Source organism: Streptomyces sp. 1114.5 (genome assembly GCF_003635085.1).
Taxonomy (GTDB): domain Bacteria; phylum Actinomycetota; class Actinomycetes; order Streptomycetales; family Streptomycetaceae; genus Kitasatospora.
The window spans coordinates 170201-187441 of record NZ_RBXE01000004.1 but is presented as its reverse complement, the minus strand read 5'-3'; the positions used below and the strand labels follow the sequence as shown (position 1 = coordinate 187441).

Annotated in this window: 18 protein-coding genes; 12 read left to right on the top strand and 6 right to left on the bottom strand. The window is 74.3% G+C overall.

Translation table 11 applies throughout. The annotated features are described in order from the left end of the window. The first annotated feature begins 6 nt into the window (after positions 1 to 6). The 3 genes from BX285_RS35925 (at position 7) to BX285_RS35915 (ending at position 3218) form a co-directional block, all read left to right on the top strand. Complete coding sequence (locus BX285_RS35925) at positions 7 to 885, top strand: methyltransferase domain-containing protein (protein WP_121179682.1); 879 nt, start codon at positions 7 to 9, stop codon at positions 883 to 885. Between the two features lie 72 nt (positions 886 to 957). After that, positions 958 to 1932 carry an alpha/beta hydrolase gene (locus BX285_RS35920; RefSeq protein WP_121179681.1) on the top strand — a complete coding sequence of 325 codons (975 nt, stop codon included), beginning with the start codon at positions 958 to 960 and terminating at the stop codon, positions 1930 to 1932. Then, positions 1929 to 3218, top strand: coding sequence for a PLP-dependent aminotransferase family protein (locus tag BX285_RS35915; protein ID WP_259471012.1), 1290 nt, complete (start codon positions 1929 to 1931; stop codon positions 3216 to 3218). The genes BX285_RS35920 and BX285_RS35915 overlap by 4 nt, the downstream gene beginning before the upstream one ends. A 77-nt stretch (positions 3219 to 3295) precedes the next feature. On the opposite strand, the gene BX285_RS35910 is transcribed toward BX285_RS35915, so the two are convergent. The 4 genes from BX285_RS35910 to BX285_RS35895 all read right to left on the bottom strand — a co-directional run bounded on the left by BX285_RS35910 (position 3296) and on the right by BX285_RS35895 (position 6771). After that, positions 3296 to 4060 (bottom strand): ABC transporter permease, encoded by a 765-nt coding sequence (locus BX285_RS35910; RefSeq protein WP_121179680.1) that lies wholly within the window; start codon positions 4058 to 4060, stop codon positions 3296 to 3298. A gap of 57 nt (positions 4061 to 4117) precedes the next feature. Beyond that, positions 4118 to 5116, bottom strand: coding sequence for an ATP-binding cassette domain-containing protein (locus BX285_RS35905; RefSeq protein ID WP_097234662.1), 999 nt, complete (start codon positions 5114 to 5116; stop codon positions 4118 to 4120). Between the two features lie 195 nt (positions 5117 to 5311). Further along, positions 5312 to 6475 carry a glycosyltransferase gene (locus BX285_RS35900; protein ID WP_121179679.1) on the bottom strand — a complete coding sequence of 388 codons (1164 nt, stop codon included), beginning with the start codon at positions 6473 to 6475 and terminating at the stop codon, positions 5312 to 5314. Then, on the bottom strand, positions 6472 to 6771 hold the full coding sequence (locus tag BX285_RS35895) for a hypothetical protein (protein WP_143685604.1): 300 nt from the start codon (positions 6769 to 6771) through the stop codon (positions 6472 to 6474). The genes BX285_RS35900 and BX285_RS35895 overlap by 4 nt, the downstream gene beginning before the upstream one ends. A 143-nt stretch (positions 6772 to 6914) precedes the next feature. Here BX285_RS35895 and BX285_RS35890 point away from each other — a divergent pair, with 143 nt between their 5' ends. From BX285_RS35890 to BX285_RS35870, 5 genes are all read left to right on the top strand, one after another. Beyond that, on the top strand, positions 6915 to 7847 hold the full coding sequence (locus BX285_RS35890) for a 3-oxoacyl-[acyl-carrier-protein] synthase III C-terminal domain-containing protein (protein WP_097234659.1): 933 nt from the start codon (positions 6915 to 6917) through the stop codon (positions 7845 to 7847). 66 nt (positions 7848 to 7913) lie between these two features. Next, positions 7914 to 8204, top strand: a complete 291-nt coding sequence (locus tag BX285_RS35885) for a phosphopantetheine-binding protein (protein ID WP_097234658.1) — start codon at positions 7914 to 7916, stop codon at positions 8202 to 8204. Between the two features lie 4 nt (positions 8205 to 8208). Continuing rightward, positions 8209 to 9009, top strand: a complete 801-nt coding sequence (locus BX285_RS35880) for a hypothetical protein (RefSeq protein ID WP_121179678.1) — start codon at positions 8209 to 8211, stop codon at positions 9007 to 9009. Then, positions 9006 to 9683 (top strand): 4'-phosphopantetheinyl transferase superfamily protein, encoded by a 678-nt coding sequence (locus BX285_RS35875; RefSeq protein WP_121179677.1) that lies wholly within the window; start codon positions 9006 to 9008, stop codon positions 9681 to 9683. Before BX285_RS35880 ends, BX285_RS35875 begins: the two co-directional genes overlap by 4 nt. A gap of 125 nt (positions 9684 to 9808) precedes the next feature. Beyond that, complete coding sequence (locus BX285_RS35870; RefSeq protein WP_121179676.1) at positions 9809 to 11677, top strand: condensation domain-containing protein; 1869 nt, start codon at positions 9809 to 9811, stop codon at positions 11675 to 11677. 30 nt (positions 11678 to 11707) lie between these two features. On the opposite strand, the gene BX285_RS35865 is transcribed toward BX285_RS35870, so the two are convergent. Both BX285_RS35865 and BX285_RS35860 read right to left on the bottom strand, forming a co-directional pair. After that, complete coding sequence (locus BX285_RS35865; protein ID WP_183107366.1) at positions 11708 to 12418, bottom strand: hypothetical protein; 711 nt, start codon at positions 12416 to 12418, stop codon at positions 11708 to 11710. Between the two features lie 35 nt (positions 12419 to 12453). After that, the gene (locus BX285_RS35860; protein ID WP_097234654.1) at positions 12454 to 13086 is read right to left on the bottom strand and encodes an RNA polymerase sigma factor; all 633 of its coding nucleotides are present in this window, start codon (positions 13084 to 13086) and stop codon (positions 12454 to 12456) included. Between the two features lie 266 nt (positions 13087 to 13352). Between BX285_RS35860 and BX285_RS35855 the strand changes: the two genes are divergently transcribed. From BX285_RS35855 to BX285_RS35840, 4 genes are all read left to right on the top strand, one after another. Beyond that, positions 13353 to 14156 carry an SAM-dependent methyltransferase gene (locus tag BX285_RS35855; RefSeq protein ID WP_121179675.1) on the top strand — a complete coding sequence of 268 codons (804 nt, stop codon included), beginning with the start codon at positions 13353 to 13355 and terminating at the stop codon, positions 14154 to 14156. A 114-nt stretch (positions 14157 to 14270) separates the two neighbouring features. After that, the gene (gene bla / locus BX285_RS35850; protein ID WP_121179674.1) at positions 14271 to 15188 is read left to right on the top strand and encodes a class A beta-lactamase; all 918 of its coding nucleotides are present in this window, start codon (positions 14271 to 14273) and stop codon (positions 15186 to 15188) included. A gap of 267 nt (positions 15189 to 15455) precedes the next feature. Next, on the top strand, positions 15456 to 16343 hold the full coding sequence (locus tag BX285_RS35845) for a hypothetical protein (protein ID WP_121179673.1): 888 nt from the start codon (positions 15456 to 15458) through the stop codon (positions 16341 to 16343). Positions 16344 to 16421: 78 nt separating this feature from the next. Next, positions 16422 to 17234, top strand: a complete 813-nt coding sequence (locus BX285_RS35840) for an SDR family oxidoreductase (RefSeq protein ID WP_097234650.1) — start codon at positions 16422 to 16424, stop codon at positions 17232 to 17234. The last annotated feature ends 7 nt before the right edge of the window (positions 17235 to 17241 follow it).

The window sequence follows — 17241 nt, the reverse complement described above, 5'->3', positions numbered from 1 at the left end:
ACCGAGATGACCGAAAAGACCCGAAGAACCGAACAGACCCGACGAACCGCACAGACCGAACGGACCGAACGGACCGAACGAGCCGAACGGACGAAACCGGCCGAACGGGCCGCCCGCAGCGCCCGGTTCCCCGGCTGGGACTGGGACGACCCCGACGGCCTGGCCACCCGCCTGGACGAGTTCAGCGCACAGGTCGCCACCTGCGACACGCTCGAACCGCACCCCGGCGGGCTCCCGCACGACCACGCCGACTTCCGCGAACTCGGCCTCACCGGCATCGAGTTCGCCGCCTTCCGGACCGCCCACCCGGACGGCCTCGGCACCGACCTGACCGCCCTGCGCGGCGGCGCCGGGCCGGCCACCGAGCCCGGCACCCTCTACCGGGTCGACGGCGACCGCTGGTTCACCCAGCTGGACATCGCCGAGCCGCTGCCCTTCGCCGACGCCAGCATCGACTGGGTGTACGCCGAGCACCTGATCGAGCACGTCACCCTGCCCGTCGCGGTCGGCTGGCTGCGCGAAGCCCGCCGGGTGCTGCGCCCCGGCGGCGTCCTGCGCCTGACCACCCCCGACCTCGCCCGCTACCTGGTCGGCTACGCCACCGGCGACGGCTTCCTCGCCAAGCACCGCCGCCGCCTGACCACCCTCGGCTTCGGCCCGCCGATGCCCGCCCGCCCGGCCTTCCTGGTCAACCAGGTCTTCCGGTACTACGGCCACCAGTGGATCTACGACCTGGACGAACTCCGGCACGTCCTCACCCTGGCCGGCTTCACGCCCGGGCAGGTCCGCCACTGCGCCTACCGGCAGGGCACCCGTTCGGACGTCGCCGACCTCGACACGGCGTTCCGCACCGACGAGACCATCTACGTCGAGGCCGACCGCTGAGCGCCGACCTTTGACTGCCCGGCAATGACGCGGCCCGACCGCCGACCCAGCCGCACGAGAACGGGACCACCCATGCCCCTGCACCCCCAGGCCGAGGCCCTGCGCGCCCGGCGCGCGAGCACCGGCGCACCGCCGCTCTACACCCTCACCCTGGCCGAGGCCCGCGCCGCCGACCTCGCCGACATCCGCGCGGCGGCCGGCACCCCCGAACCGGTCGCCGCCGTCGAGGAGCACCGCTTCCCCGGTCCCGGCGGCGACCTCACCCTGCGGCTCTACCGCCCGGAACCGCCCACCCTCGAACAGCGAAGCACCGAACTCCCCGCCCTGCTCTACCTGTTCGGCGGCGGCTGGACCCTCGGCTCGCCCGACACCAGCGACGCGATCTGCCGCCGACTCACCAACGCCGTCGGCTGCGTCACCGCCTCCGTCGGCTACCGGCTCGCCCCCGAACACCCCTTCCCCGCCGCCCTCCAGGACTGCCGCGCCGCCCTCCTCCACCTGGTGGAACGGGCCGGCGAGTTCGGCATCGACCCCGGCCGCCTCGCGGTCGGCGGCGAGAGCGCCGGCGGCAACCTCAGCGCCGCCCTGACCCTGCTGCTGCGCGCCGAAGGCGGCCCGGCCCTGCGCCACCAGCTGCTGGTCTACCCCAACACCGACCACGCCGCCGACACCCCCTCGCTGCGCGAACACGACGACCCGCTGCTCTTCAACCGCCGCTCGGTGGCCTGGTACTGGGGTCACTACCTGGCCGACCGGGCCGACGCCGCCAGCCCGTACGCCTCCCCGCTGCGCGCCGCCACCCTGGCCGGCCTGCCGCCCGCGACCGTCCTCACCGCCGAGTACGACCCGCTGCGGGACGAGGGCGAACAGTACGCCGAGGCGCTGCGCGCGGCCGGAGTCCCGGTGGAGCTGCGCCGGTACGAGGGAATGCCGCACGGCTTCTTCGCCATGACCGCCACCCTGGACGCCGCCGCCGAGGCCCAGGCGTACGCCGCCGGGCGGCTGCGGGAGGCACTGTGGGAGGCCGGGCGGGAGGTGCCGCGGTGAACCTCCGCCTGGAGGACCTGCACGCCTCCCTCGCCGATCCGCTGCTGGACGCGATGACCTTCCTCAACGAGGTCACCTCCCGCTACCCGCAGGCCGTCTCCTTCGCCCCCGGCCGCCCCTACGAGGGCTTCTTCGAGCCCGAGGACGTCCCCCGCTACCTGGACACCTACCTCGCCCACCTGGCCGAGCGCGGCCTCGACCGGGACGCCGTGCGCACCGCGCTGTTCCAGTACGGGCCCACCAAGGGCATCATCGCCGACCTGGTCGCCCGCACCCTCGCCAACGACGAGGGACTGACCGTCGCCCCCGAGGCCCTGGTGCTCACCGTCGGCGCCCAGGAGGGCATGCTGCTCGTGCTGCGCGCGCTCTGCGCGGGCCCGGACGACGTGCTGCTGGTCAGCGCGCCCTGCTACGTCGGCGTCACCGGCGCCGCCCGGCTGCTCGACCTGACCACCCGGCCGGTCCCCGAGGGGCCCGACGGCGGGCCGGACCCGGCGGCCGTGCGCGCCGCGGCCCGGGCTGTGCGGGCCGAGGGGCGCCGCCCGCGCGCCCTCTACGTCGTCCCCGACTTCGCCAACCCGTCCGGCACCAGCATGCCGATCGCCGCCCGCACCCGGCTGCTGGACGTGGCCGCGGAGGAGGGCGTCCTGGTCGTCGAGGACAACCCGTACGGCTTCTTCGCCCGCACGCCCGGGCCGCGGCCCACCCTCAAGGCGCTGGACCGCCGCCGCCAGGTCGTCCACCTGGGCTCCTTCGCCAAGACCTGCTTCCCCGGTGCCCGGCTCGGCTACGCCGTCGCCGACCAGGAGGTGACCGGCCCCGACGGGCGGCGCAGCCTCCTCGCGGACGAGCTGGCCAAGCTGAAGAGCATGACGACGGTCAACACCCCCGCGCTCAGTCAGGCCGTCATCGGCGGCATGCTGCTGACGCACGACTGCCGGCTGCGCGCCGCCAACGCCCGCGCCACGGCCCACTACGCGGCCGGCATGGACACCCTGCTGCGGGAGCTGGACCAGCACTTCCCGGCCTCCGAGCGGCGTCGGCTGGGCGTCTCCTGGAACCGCCCCGACGGCGGCTTCTTCGCCGTCCTCACGGTGCCCTTCGCCGCCGACGAGGCGGCGATGGAGCGCTGCGCCCGCGCGTACGGGGTGCTGTGGACGCCGATGGCGCCGTTCTACCCGGCGGGCGGCGGGGAGCGCCGGCTGCGGCTCTCCATCAGCTCACTGACGCAGGCTCAGATCATCGACGGAGTGGCGAAGTTGGCTGCCTTCATCGGCTCCTGCTGACCGTGCGAGGACGCCGATGGGCCCGGCTCGAAACACGAGCCGGGCCCCCCTTTTTGGCCCGGGCGTCCGGGCGTCGGTCAGCGCACCCGGGTGGAGAACAGCCGGGCCGACCAGTACACCGCCAGGACGGTCATCACCGCGACCACCAGCAGCCCCTGCCAGACCGCGCTGTCCCCGGCGTGCCCGGAGAACAGGGCGCGCATGCCCTCCACCGCCCAGTAGAAGGGGTTCCACCGGGCGAGCTGCTGCAGCCAGTCCGGAGCCAGGGTGAGCGGCAGCAGCACCCCGGACAGCAGCGCGATCGGCTGCGCGAGGGTGTTCACCACGGGCGCCATCGCCGCGTCGGCCGGCACCATCAGTGCGATGCCGTAGGAGATCGCCGAGGTCATCAGCGCCAGGAGTCCGAGCAGCAGGTAGGCGAGCAGCAGGTTGAGCGGGCTCACCCGCAGCCCGAACGGCAGCGCGATCAGCGTGATCAGGACGGCCTGCACCAGCAGCGCCACCATCTCCCGCAGCGCCCGTCCGAGCAGCAGCGCCAGCCGGCTCACCGGCGTCACCCGGGAGCGCTCGATGATCCCGGCCTTGAGCTCGCCCAGCAGGCTGAAGCCGGTGAACAGCCCGCCGAAGATGCACAGCACCGCCAACAGGCCCGGTACGTACACCTGGTAGGCGTCGGCGTAGCTGCTCGCGCCGTCCGGGGCGAGCACCTTCTTCAGCAGCGGGGCGAACAGCAGGAGGTAGAACACGGGCTGGATGATGCCGACGGCGATCCAGACCGGGGTGCGGATCATCAGCAGCAGCTGGCGTTGGAAGACCAGCCAGGTGTCGCGGGCGAGCTTCACGGTCTCCCCAGGGAGTTGTGCCGGTCCACGCGGTGGGGCCGCGGGGGTGGGATCGGGTCAGGACTGCCGCAGCGAGCGGCCGGTGCGGGCCAGGAACACGTCGTCCAGGCTGGGCCGTTGGAGCTGTACGGTGCCGGGTGTCAGGCCGGCCGCGTCCAGGGCGCGCAGCAGCCGGGGGATGGCCGCGGCGCCGTCCTCCAGGTACAGCCGCAGGCCGCCGTCCCCGTCGGGTTCCAGCCGGTGCAGGTACGGCTGGGGTCGCAGCACCTCGGCCGCCCGCTCGGCGGCGCTCCCGTCCGCGCCCGTGCCGCCGCCGTCGGCGGTGTCCAGGCCGACCAGGACGACGTCGCCGGAGATCTCGCGCTTCAGCGCCCCGGGCGTGCCCTCGGCGACGACCTGGCCGTGGTCGACGATGGCGACCCGGTCGCAGAGCGCATCGGCCTCGTCCAGGTAGTGGGTGGTGACGACGACGGTCATCCCCTCGGTGCGCAGCCGGCGGATCTCCTCCCAGACGTGCGCCCGGCTGGCCGGGTCCAGCCCGACCGTCGGCTCGTCCAGGAACAGCACCCGGGGCTGGTGGATCACCCCGAGTGCGATGTCCACCCGGCGGCGCTGGCCGCCGGAATAGGTGGCGCACGGCCGGTTGCCGAACTCGCCCAGGTCGAAGGCCTTGAGCGCGTCCTCGGCGGCCCGGACGGCCTGGGGCTTGCCCGCGCCGTACATCCGGGCCTGCAGCACCAGTTCCTCGCGGGCGCTGACGTTGTCGGTGGTGCCGCCGCCCTGGGCGACGTAACCGATCCGGCGGCGGACCCCGGCCGGGTCGGTGAACAGGTCGGCCCCGGCGATGCGGGCCTGTCCGCCGTCCGGGCGGATCAGGGTGGCCAGCATGCGCAGGGTGGTGGTCTTCCCGGCGCCGTTGGGGCCGAGGAAGCCGTAGATCTCGCCGGCGGCGACCGACAGGTCGATGCCGCGCACGGCGTCGACGGTCGGGTCACCGCCACCGCGGCGGGAGGTCTTCTTGCGGTAGGACTTGCGCAGTCCCGTGGTCTCGATCAACCGGAACTCCCGTACGGGGATGGGCTGCCACGGCACCTGGGAAGCCGGTGCTCGGCACCTGCGGAGGGCGGTGCTGCTGCGACACCCTAGGGCGAACCCCGGCCCGGAGACAATGGCCTAGACCAATGGACGTGTGCTCGCCCGCTCTGCTAAGGGGATGCCCGGGGCGTCGGCCCGGCCCGGCGCGTCCAGAGCTCAGCCGAGTGCCTCCAATCGGTCCGCCGCAGCCACCGCACCGCCGCCGGCCAGCAGTTCCCTGCCGACCTGAACCGCCCTGTCCCGGTACGCCGTTGTCTCCAGTACGGTCCGCAGCCCTGCCGCCAGCCGCTCCGGCGTCACGCGGGCGAACGGCACCTGCAGCCCGACCCCGGCCGCCGCCACCTGGGCGGCCACGAAGGGCTGATCGTGCCGGATCGGCGCGGTGACCAGCGGCAGGCCGTGCGCCAGCGCCTCGCCCACGGTGTTCATCCCGCCGTGGCAGAGCACCGCGTCCAACTCCCCGCGCGCCATCAGCTCCAGCACCGGCACCCGGTCCACCGCGACCGCGTGCGGTGGGAGTTCGGGCAGCAGTGCGCGCGGTGCCGCGAACACCGGCTGGACCTCCTCGCCGCACAGCTCCGGCGCCCGTACGGCCCGGGCGAGGAAGTCCGCGCCCAACTCGCCCGCCAGCGTCCCCATCGTGACCAGCACCCGCTGCCGGCCCGGCAGCAGCCGCTCCCACGGGAACGCCGGATCGGGCGGCCGCGCCGCGATCACCGGCCCGACCATCGCATGGTGCACCGGCGGTGCGCCGCCGTCCGTCAGCACCGGGCCGGTCAGCGCCGGCCCGGTGGTCGCCAGCACCAGGGCGGGGGAGAAGCGCGGGTCGACGTACTCCGCCTCGGGCAGCCGGGCGCGCTCCCACAGCCCGCGCAGCAGCCCGGTCATCCACGCCTCGACCTGCGGCAACGCCCGGTAGGGCCGGCCCAGTTCCATCGCACCGGGCGCGAAGCTCGCCCACGGCAACCCGTGCCGGTGCGCGACCAGCGCGCCCGCCGGGGTGTGCTGGTCCACCAGCAGCACCTCCGGCCGGTACTCCCGCACGGCCGTGTCCAGCGGCTTCGCGGTGAACCGCGCGTACGGGACGATGAAGCCCTCCCAGAGCGAGCGCAGCGCGGCCAGCCCGTGCCCGCCCTGGGCGCGAAAGGCCCGGGTGCCGGTGCCGAACACCCGCGCTCCGGGGCCGAGCAGCGGCCGCAGCACCGACTCCGTACCGGTCCAGGCGACCTCGTGGCCGCGCGCGGCCAGTTCGGCGGCGATGCCCGCGGCCGGATTGACGTGTCCGGTCAACGGCGGCACCACCACCAGGAACCGGGTCATCGGGCACCCTCCTCGGGGAGCAGTCGCTGCAGGTCGGCGACGGTCAACGCCTCCAGCGCGGCCAGGCCGAGACCGGCACGCAGCCCGGCCAGGTCCACGGCCGGACCGAAGCGCTCGCGCAGGCGCTCGGCCAACACGGCGAGTTCGACCTCGTCCAGCAGCAGGTCGCCGTCCAGCCGGGCGTCCGGAGTGACATGGCGCGCCCAGCCGGGCGGCGCACCGGCCACCTCGACCACGATCGCGACCAGCGCGGGATCCAACGGCGGGGCGGAGTCCGGAGGTTCAGGATTCGGCATGAGAGATCTCCCACCCGCTCGACGGCACGGTGGTGAACACGACCGGACCGGAGCGGAATTGACGGATGCCGGGGCACGGCCCGCGACAGCGCGGGGTCCGAGATCACTTGTGCGACCCGGCGGGCGTCGGAATACTAGCCCGCGTGACCGCACTGGAGGCAGTGGCCGTTCACCTCCCCCCACACGCCGTTCCCATCGAGGCGGTGGGCGAACGCATCGGCCTGACCCCACGTCAACTCCGTCTCTTCCGCCGCTTCCACGGCCTGGACCAGCTGCGCCTGGACCCTGCCGGGAGGCTGCCCGACCTGCTCGACGCCGCGCTGGACAACCTGTCGGAGCTGCGCGGACGCGAACGCGACATCCGCTTCGTGATCCACGCCCGCAGCATGCCGGTGGCGGTGCCCCACCCGCTCAACCCGCTGCACGACCTGCTCGCCGCGCGCGGCCTCGGCCACGCCGGTGCCTTCACGGTGACCCACCACGCCTGCGCGGTGGGCCTGCTGGCGATCGACCTGGCCGGCCGGCTGCTCGCGGCCGACCCCGACCCGGCGGCCCTCGCACTGGTCCTGGCCGGGGAGAAGACCTTCACCAAGGACGCCCAGGTGGTGCCCGAGACCGGCATCTTCGCCGAGGGCGCGGCCGCCTGCCTGGTCAGCGCCGCGGGCGAGCGACACCGGGTGCTCTCCTACGAGGTGCGCCAGCGCCCGGAGTTCGACGGCCGACTGGCCGAGGACCCGGACCTGCTCGCCCGCTACCAGCGCGAGTACCCGAACGTGATGGTCGAGGCGATCGAGGCCGCCCTGGACCGGGCCGGTCTGGACCTCTCCGACCTGGCCGCAATCCTCCCGCACAACGTCAACCAGGCCTCCTGGCGGATGATCGCGCGCCGCATCGGCTACCCGATCGAGAAAGTCGTGCTGGACAACGTGCGGTCGGTCGGGCACAGTTTCGCTGCAGACAGCCTCATCAATCTTCACACCGCCACCACGCGGGGGCTGCTCCGCCGCGGCGACCACTACCTGATCGCCGCCGCCGGCATCGGAGCCACCTTCTCCGCGATGGCCGTGCAGAGCTGACGGCCCATCGGCTTCCATCCGTCAGCCTCGATCACCACTTCCCACGTACGACGGGACGGGACACCCATGTCAGAACCCGCGGTCCAGACCACCGACCCCGCGCTGCGCGAACGCGTCCTGCACGGCATCGGCGCACTCCTGCCGCGCGTGCTCAAGCGCGAACTGCCCGAAATCCCGGAGAACGCCTGCCTCTTCGACGACCTCGGCCTCACCTCCGCCGGCACCATCGAGCTCATCCTGGAGCTGGAGGAATCGCTGGACATCCAGGTGGACGTCGAGCAGATCACCGAGGACGACCTGCGATCGGTCACCAAGCTGGCCGACTACGTCGCCGGGCACGTCATCCCCGAGGACTGACCGGGTGCCCCCCGGCTCCTCCGGCCTGCGGATCACCCGGGCCCTCGCCCGCCGCTTCGACGGCCGTTCGGAGACCTCGCTCGACCCGGACCTGCGGGTGTTCGTCTCGGATCTCGTCCGCCCCTACGGCCTGCCGCTGCGCGAGGAGCTGCTGAAGGAGGGCGTCGGCCACTCATACGAGGAACTGGCCGCCGGACTGCTGGGCGAAGTGCTCACCGAGGACGAGCCGGTGGACCTGCTGGTCCTCGCCTTCGACACCCCCGACGTCCGCCCCGGCGCGCCCTCGTCGCTCGCACTCGGCCGGTCCGTCCCCGGCAACCCGCTGGCCTTCGCCGTCTGCGACCAGGGCACCGCCGCCGCCTTCACCGCCCTGCGCCTGGCCGCCGAGCACCACCGCACCGGCGGCTGTCGCCGAGCCGTGGTGGTGCTCGCGGAACAGACCGCGCTGCACTACGAACCGCCCGTGCCGGTACCGATGCCGGAGCGGCACGCGGTGGTGGTGCTGGTCTGCGAGGAGGCTCCGGGGGCGGGCCTGGCCGTCCGGCAGGTCACGGGCGCCACGGCGCCGGAGGAGGCCGTACGGGCCGCGACCGATCGGCGGGAGCCCGGGACGGAGGTCCTGCTCGACGGCCTCGGGGGCTCCGGTGATGGCGTCGCTCCGGAGGACTCACCCGTCCAGCCGTTCACCGGCTTGTGGGCGCAGCTGGCCGAACACCTGCCGCGGTGGCGCGAGGAGCAGCGCCCCGCCCTGATCGTCGGGTACGACCGGCGGCTCGGGGTGCTCAGCACGCTCACCCTGCCGTGACCGAAGTCGACTTCTGGCTCATCGACACCGACCAACCCGCCGGGGTGGCAGACGGTTTGTGGCAGCTGCTCGACCCGGCCGAGCGCGCCCGGACGTCCGGCGCCGGCCCCGAGCGGCGCCGCCGCTTCACCGTGGCGCACGGCGCCGTCCGGCAGGTGGTCGGGGCGCGGCTCGGCGTGTCCCCGGCCGAGGTCGCCTGGGAGTGCGGGCCGAATGGCAAACCCGAGGCCGCAGGCGCCGCCGGACTGAGGGTGAGCTGGTCGGCCTCGGACGGACTGGCGGTGCTGGCCCTCGCCGGGGGCCGGCCCGTCGGCGTCGACGTCGAGCGGATCCACGCACCCCGGACGGCCGAGCGGATGGCCGCGCGCTGGTTCCCCTTCGAGGAGGCCCGTTCGGTCGCCGAGCCCGCCGAGCCGGCGGAACGGGCGGCCCGCTTCACCGCGCTGTGGTGTCGCCGCGAGGCCTTGGTGAAGGCCTACGGCGGACGGCTGACCCAGGCCTTCGGGGTGTCCGTGGCGGGCTCGCCCCCGGTGTCGGTGGCCGACCCCGGTGGTCTCGGCCGGGGATCGGCCACGCTCTGCGACGTCCCCGTGCCGGGCCCGTTCCGGGCTGCCGTCGCCGCCCTCGGTGATTCGCCGATACATGTCAATTCCGGTGTCTGGCAAGCACATTGACGAACAGTCGGCACGTTGTGACTTTGGTCTGGACCAGCTCGCAGTGCCGCTGATAGCGTCCCGATCACCCCCCTCTGACACACCCCTGCGAGCCCTTCCCCGGCGAGCCGAAAGGCGCGTACGACGTGACTGCGCACGACCTGATTCCGCCCGAGACGGCCCTGCCCGGGACGGTCCCGCCCGGGACGGTCCCGCCCGAGGATGCCCCGTACGAGGAGGCCCCGCTCGCCGGGCGCCCGCCCGCCCGACGGGTCACCGTCCGCTTCGCCGCCGCGAGCAGCGGCGTGGGCCCGCTCACCCGCGGCCAGGACAACATGCTCCGCTGCATCCGGGGCGAAGCCCCCGAGCAGATCAACCGGGAGGCCTCCTGGCCGGTCCCGGCCGGCACCTCGGTCCCGGCCGGCCTGGTCGCACTGCGACTGCTGGTCGAGCGGCACGAGTCGCTGCGCACTTCCTTCCCCGCCGGCCCCGGCCCGGACGGCTTCCCGGACCGCCAAGTGGTGCACGCGGACGGCCGGTTCGCGGTGACGGTGGTCGAGGCCGGCGAGCCCGGCGAGGTCAGCTCGGAAGGCGAGCCCGGAAGTCCCGATGGGCCCGACGAGCGCGAGCTCGACGCGCTCGCCGCCGAGCTGGGCCGCAGCGACGTCGCCGTGCCGGTCGATCCGGCCGCGCCGCCACGGATCCGGTTCACCATGGTGGCCCGGGGCGAGCGGCTGCTGCGGCTGGTCGCCGTGGTCTGCCACGCGGGCGCCGACGGCGCAGCCACCGCCGTGCTGATCCAGGAGTGGCACGCCCTCGCCGCCGGGAAGGAGCTGCCGCCGGTCACCGCGCCGACCCCGCTGCTGATCGCCGCCGCCGAGCAGAGCGCGCAGGGGCGGCGCAAGGCGACCGCCGCGCTGCGGCACTGGGCGAAGATCCTCGACACCGGCCCGCAGACCGTCTTCGCCGACTCGCGGATCACCGGCCCGGCGCGCGACCACGCGGCCCTGCTGGTGCGCTCGCGCGGGGCGGCCGACCACCTCGCCGCCGTCTGCCGCCGCACCGGCGCCGGCCCGTCCGTGGTCCTGCTCGCCGCCTTCGCCGCACTGGTCGCGCACCGGGCCGACCGCGGTGAGCTGGTGATCTCGGCGCTCTCCGCCAACCGCCAGCGCACCGCCCTGGCCGACCACGTCGGCACCCTGGCGCAGGACGCACTGATCCTGCTCGACACGCGAACGGCCGATTTCGACCAGCTGATCGGCCGGGCCAAGTCGGCCTCGCTGAGCGCCTACTGGCACAGCACCCTGGACGCCGGGGACGTCTGGCAGCTGATCGAGGACGTCGCCCACCGGCGGGGCACCCGCTTCGCCCGGCAGGTGGTGGTCAACGACCTCAGCCTGACCATCCCGCCCGCCGTCGCCGACGCCCAGCCGCCCCCGGCCGCCGACCCGGAACTGACCCCGCTGCCCGCCCCGCCGCTGGCGGTCCGGCTGATGTTCACCATCCTGCGGATCACCGGCAGCCTGGGCTTCGTCCTGATCGCCTGCCCGCAGGTGCTCGACCCCGAGGAGAACGAGCACTTCGCCCGGACCCTGCTGGCACTCCTCGCGGACGCCGCCGAGGGGCCGGTGCCGCTCGCCGGCCTTCCCGCCGTCCTCGGCCTCGCGAAAGCCGTGCCCGACGGCGGACATGCGGACGGGCGGACCGGCCAGTGGCGGCTGATCGACGGTTCCCGGGTCGACCTGGCCGCCGTCCACGAGCTCCTGGAGGGCACGCTCGGCCCGCACCGACTGTCGCTGGTCGACGGAAGCCTGGTGGCCGACCTCACCACCGCGGACCCGGAGTTCGACCCGGCCGCCGCCCACCGCGCGGTGGTCGCCGCCCTCCCCGGCCGGGACACCGCGATGGCCCCGCACCGGTACGTCGTCCGCCAGGTGACCCCGGACGGCGTACGGACGGTGGCCGGGAGCGGACGCGACCCGGAGATCGTCGCCCGGCTGTCCGCACTCACCTGAACGAATGACCGCGGGCGGGTCGCCGCCGCCTCACCCCAACGGATGGTCCCCGCCGCCCCACCCCGACGGCTCCTCGTCGGCGGCGAGCCCCCACGCGAGGTCCCACGAGCACGCGGAGGTCGCCCCCGAGGTGAGCCCCCACGGGCTCGGGACCTCCTCCGCCTCGTCGTCTCCCTGCACCGGCAGTCGGTCGATCACCGCGACCAGCGCGGGCGGCAGCTGCGGGGCCAGTCCGTGGTGCACCCGGGAGAGGATGTCGCGCCGCACGTCCTCCGGCAGCAGCGGCCGGTTCATCCGCAACGTCCTTGGCCCGGGCGGGCGTTCGGCCGTGGCGAGCTGGTCCGACCAGGCCCGCCAGTAGTCGGCGTCGTCGGTCTCGCCGAGCATCAGGTGGTGCAGGTGCAGGCAGTACGCGGCCGTCCCGCTGCCCGAGCCGGCCGCGAAGCGCCACCAGAACTCGGCGCCCTCCTCCTTGCCGGTGGCGTACAGCAGCGCGCCGAACACCTCCGCGCCCTCCGGCTGGATCCGGCGCGCGTTCACCAGCAGGTCCAGCCCCCGGGAGGCATCCGGCGCGCCCAGCACCAGGGCGACCACCAGGCCGAGTTCGAAGGCGGCCTGCTCGTGCTCCGAGGACAGATGGGTCGGCGCGGCCGTCAGCCGGGCCCGCCGCACCGCCGCGATCCGCTCGGCGTTGGCCCGTTCCGGCCGGGGCACGTGGATCACCGCAGGCGCGGTACGCACCGCACGCTCCCCGCCCCCACGGTCCGGTCCGTCCATCACAGTTCGCCGCCGCGGTCCGGGAGTTCGCCCACCCCGAGCCGGCGGGCCAGCCGCTCGCGGGCGTGCCGCAGGTTGGAGTGCACCGTGGCCACCGGCCGTCCCAGGTAGGCGGCGATCACCTTGACGTGCAGGCCCAGCAGGTACCGCAGGATCACCACGTCCCGTTGCCGGTCCGGCAGTTCGAGGATCGCGGCGTACAGCCGCACCTCGTCCGCCTCGCTGTGCAGCAGTCCGTTCGCGACCTGTTTGAACGCGCCGATCACCGCCGCGAAGGTGACGGCCTCCACCGCCACCGGCTCCTCGGCGGCGACCCAGTCCGACACGTGGCGGTTGGCCAACCGCCAGGCGTAGGCGGCCGGTTCCTCGAATCGCAGCACCTGCGGCCAGCAGCGGGCCAGGTCCGCCTTGACCGTCTCGACCACCAGGACGGCGTCGGCCTGGTTGCCTATCCGGGTCAACGCGAGGGCGTGCCACGCCGGTTCGTGCGTCTCGCAGAACGCGGCGTAGGTGAGGTCCAGGCGGAGCGCGGGGTCGGCCCCGGCCACGCGCTCGGGCCCGGCCCCGCCGGCACACTCCACCGCCGCCCCGCCCCGGTACCCGCGCGCGGGGGCACCCCTGTCGATCGTCATCGAGCCTGCTTTCCGTGGCCGTCGGCTGCACACCGGGCCACCCGCGGTTCGGGCTGTCCGTGACCATCCTCATTCCAGCAGGCCTGTCACTCCAGGCTGCACAGTGAATACCGATTGTCATCTCATGGGATCTGGTGACTGTTTGAGGCGGCTGTTTGAACCGATCAGGCCACGATTGACCCCCGCGAACCCTGGGCAGCAACCGTGGGCAGCAATCGACCGGGCGCGAGCGACCAGTGCGAGCGACAAGCCGAGGGGAAGACGCCATGGGCCTCTACGACGGGGTGGACCTGCGGCTGAACGTGCCGCACTCGGCCCGGATGTACGACTACTACCTCGGCGGCTTCACCAACTTCGCCGCCGACCGCGAGGCCGCCGGACACGCCCTCTCCGTCGCCCCCTGGCTGCGCGCCGCCGCCCGCGTCAACCGCTCCTTCATGCACCGCTCCACCCGCGCCCTCGCCGAGGCCGGCTTCGACCAGTTCCTCGACATCGGCACCGGCATCCCCACCTCGCCCAACCTCCACGAGATCGCCCAGAGCATCCGGCCGCACGCCCGCGTCGTCTACGCCGACAACGACCCGATCGTGCTCTCGCACGCCCAGGCCCTGCTCACCGGCACCACCGAGGGCCGCACCGCCTACGTCGAGGCCGACGCCACCGACCCCGCGAGCGTCCTCGACGCCCCCGGACTGCGCGACACCATCGACCTCGGCCGCCCCGTCGCGCTCTCGCTCAACGCGCTGCTCCACTTCGTCCCCGACGCCCACGGCGCGTACGAGCTCGTCGACCACCTCAAGTCCGTCCTCGCCCCGGGCAGCGCGCTGGTGATGAGCCACGTCACCCCCGACTTCGCGCCCGGGGACATCGCCGACCTGGTCCGCATCTACGAGGCCGCCGGCACCGCCGCCCAGGCCCGCACCCTGCCCGAGTTCACCCGCTTCTTCGACGGCTGGACTCTTCTCGCCCCCGGCGTCGTCCCGACCCCGCACTGGCGCCCCTCGACGGACGAGCCCCCCGTCGCGGCCGCAGAGGCCGCGGCGTACGCGGCGGTGGCCATCCGGCCCTGAGTCGCCTTGCCCATCACCCCGCTGATTCGCATGGTTGACGAACCAGCGGTACGCCTGTTGCGTCCTGTGACTCAGGAAGCGGCTCGTGCCGCGACATCCGTTCAGAGGGGGACCATGCACACTCGACCTTCGGCAACCCGTCACAGCCGCCGCGCCGTCCTGGGCCTCGGCCTCGGAGCGGCCGTCGCCGTCACGGCCGCGACCGGCGGATCGGCACACGCGGCGACTGGCCCCGACACCCACCGCCGACTCTCCGCCCTGGAACAGCAACACGGCGCGCGCCTCGGCGTCTTCGCCAGGAACCTGTCCACCGGGCGCACGGTCCGCTACCGCGCGGGCGAACTCTTCCCGATCTGCTCGGTCTTCAAGACCGTCGCCGTCGCCGCCGTCCTGCGCGACCTCGACCGCGACGGCAAGTTCCTCGCCAAGCGAATCCACTACACCGAGGCCGACATCAAGCGGTCCGGCGGCGCCCCCGTCACCGGCGAGGCCAGGAACCTGGCGAACGGCATGACCGTCGCCGAACTCTGCAAGGCGGCCATCGACCACAGCGACAACACCGCGGGCAACCTGCTGCTCCGCGAACTGGGCGGACCGACGGCCGTCACCGATTTCTGCCGCTCGATCGGCGACCACGTCACCCGTCTGGACCGCTGGGAGCCCGAACTCAACACGGCAGAACCGGACCGGACCACCGACACCACCAGCCCGCAGGCCATCGCCCGCACGTACCGCCGCCTCACGCTCGGCCACGCCCTCCCGCCCGCCAAGCGCGACCAGCTCACCACCTGGCTGCGGGGCAACACCACCAGCATCCACCGCTTCCGCGAAGGCCTCCCGCAGGACTGGGCCCTCGCGGACAAGACCGGCTCCGGTCAGTACGGCACGGCCAACGACGTCGGCATCGCCTGGACCCCGTCCGGCGCGCCCGTCGTCCTCGCCGTCCTGACCACCAAGCCCGACGAGGCCGCACCGAAGGACGAGCCCCTCGTCGCCGAGACCGCGGCGCTGCTCGCCTCCGTACTCGGCTAGAGCCGGTCCGCAGGCGTAGGGACGGCGACGGCCCACAGGCCGTCGCCGCCCCCGGCGACACGGGCCCGGCCTCACCGCCGTCCCCCGGACCGCTCCCACACGCCCGTCCTCCCCACCCGTGCGCCCCCGCCACCCCGGGCCCTCACCCCCCTCCGCCCCCTCACTCCCCTCCGCCCCCGCGCCCTCAGCCTCCCCACCCGTGCGCCCCCGCCACCCCGGGCTGAGACTGGTGGTGGACCGATGCTGTCCCGTAAAGCGGGGAGACGCATGCTGCTGGGACTCACCACCGCACTGGTCGCGACCGTCTGCTTCGGCTTCGGGGCGGTGTTCCAGGCGCGCGGGGCGCGGTCGGCCCCACGCGCGGACCGGGTGCGGGCGGGGCTGCTGGCCGCCCTGGCACGGTCCTGGCAGTTCGTGCTCGGCACGCTGGTGGACATCCTCGGTTTCGTGCTGAGCATCGTCGCCCTGCGCACCCTCCCACTCTTCCTCGTGCAGGCCGTCACCAACGCCAGTCTGGCCGTCACCGCCCTGGCCGCCGTCTGGCTGCTGGGCGCGCGCCTGCACCGGGTGGACATCGCGGGCATCCTCGCCGTGGTGGTCGGCCTGACCCTGCTCGCGCTGGGCTCCGGCACGGAGGGCCGGAACGTCGCCCCGGCCGCGTTCCACTGGTCGCTGCTGGCCACCACCGCCGTCATGCTGCTCGCCACCCTCGTCCTGGTGCGCCGGGACGGCACGGTGGCTGCCGCCGGGCTGGGCCTGCTGGCCGGGGTCGGTTTCGGGGTGACCAGTCTCGCCGTGCGCGTCCTGGACGCCGCCAGCCTGCCGGCGATCCTCGCCGACCCTGCCGCCTATGCCCTGGCGGTCGGCGGCCTCGGCGGCTACCTCGCCTATGCGCTGGCCCTGCAGCGCGGCACGGTGACGGCCGCGACCGCCGCCGGGACGGTCGCCGAGACCTTCGGCCCGGCCCTGGTCGGGGTGGCGGCGCTCGGCGACGCCGCGCGCCCCGGGTTCGAGTGGTGCGCGCTGACGGGCTTCGCGGTGGCGGTGGGCGGCACCTTCCTGCTCTCGCGGTTCGGCGAACTGGAGGGCGAGTCGGCGGAGCCGTCGTCCCCCCACCCGGACTCCGAGGCGGAGCCTGCCGTCCCGCCCCGGTAGCCCGGACGGTTCCGCCGTGCGATGGTGACTTGCCGGACAAAACGGACGGCGAGTCGGCCTCAGAGCGGCAGGTGCGCGATGGCGGAGGAACCCCGGGAGGAACCCCGATCGGATCCCCACCCCCGATCCGGGCGGCCGGAGCCGGTCGAGCGCCCCGTCGCCCTGGTCACCGGCGCCTCCTCCGGCATCGGTCTCGCCACCGCCACCCGCCTGGCCGAGGCCGGCTGGCGCACCCTGCTCTCCGGCACCGACCGGGCCCGGCTCGACGCGGCCGCCGACCGCACCGGAGGCCTCGCCCTGCCGGAGGACCTGAGCAAGCCGGACGGCCCGCGCCGCCTGGCCGAGGCCGCACTGGCCGAGGCGGGCCGGGTGGACGCCCTGGTCGCGAGCGCCGGCCTCGGCTGGCGCGGCCCGTTCGCGGAGACCCCCTGCGACACCCTGGACCGGATGGTCGAGGTCAACCTCGCCGCCCCGCTGCGGCTGGTCCGCCTCCTGCTGCCCGGCATGCTGGAGCGCCGGCACGGCCGGATCGTGCTGATCGGTTCGATGGCCGGCCAGGTCGGCGTGCGCGAGGAGTCGGGCTACGCGGCGACCAAGGGCGGGCTGACGATGTTCGCGGAGAGCCTCTGGTACGAGCTGCGCGGCACCGGTGTGGGGGTGCGCCTGGTGCTCCCGGGGGCGGTGGACACCCCGTTCTTCGACCGCCGCGGCACGCCGTACCAGCGCGAGCGGCCGCGCCCGGTCTCGGCGGAGCGGGTCGCGGACACCGTGGTCGCGAGCATCACCACCGAACGCGACCGCCTCTACGTGCCGCACTGGCTCGGCTTCCCGGCCCGCATCCACGGCGTCGCGCCCGGCGTGTTCCGCCGGATGGCCTCGCGCTTCGGCTGAGCACGGC

What these genes read in the sequence shown, in the direction of transcription:
- BX285_RS35925 (WP_121179682.1), top strand. Translation starts at nt 7, where the DNA reads ATGACCGAAAAGACCCGAAGAACCGAACAGACCCGACGAACCGCACAG.
- BX285_RS35920 (WP_121179681.1), top strand. Translation starts at nt 958, where the DNA reads ATGCCCCTGCACCCCCAGGCCGAGGCCCTGCGCGCCCGGCGCGCGAGC.
- BX285_RS35900 (WP_121179679.1), bottom strand. Translation starts at nt 6,475, where the DNA reads ATGACCCGGTTCCTGGTGGTGGTGCCGCCGTTGACCGGACACGTCAAT.
- BX285_RS35895 (WP_143685604.1), bottom strand. Translation starts at nt 6,771, where the DNA reads ATGCCGAATCCTGAACCTCCGGACTCCGCCCCGCCGTTGGATCCCGCG.
- BX285_RS35885 (WP_097234658.1), top strand. Translation starts at nt 7,914, where the DNA reads ATGTCAGAACCCGCGGTCCAGACCACCGACCCCGCGCTGCGCGAACGC.
- BX285_RS35860 (WP_097234654.1), bottom strand. Translation starts at nt 13,086, where the DNA reads ATGACGATCGACAGGGGTGCCCCCGCGCGCGGGTACCGGGGCGGGGCG.
- BX285_RS35855 (WP_121179675.1), top strand. Translation starts at nt 13,353, where the DNA reads ATGGGCCTCTACGACGGGGTGGACCTGCGGCTGAACGTGCCGCACTCG.
- bla (WP_121179674.1), top strand. Translation starts at nt 14,271, where the DNA reads ATGCACACTCGACCTTCGGCAACCCGTCACAGCCGCCGCGCCGTCCTG.
- BX285_RS35845 (WP_121179673.1), top strand. Translation starts at nt 15,456, where the DNA reads ATGCTGCTGGGACTCACCACCGCACTGGTCGCGACCGTCTGCTTCGGC.
- BX285_RS35840 (WP_097234650.1), top strand. Translation starts at nt 16,422, where the DNA reads ATGGCGGAGGAACCCCGGGAGGAACCCCGATCGGATCCCCACCCCCGA.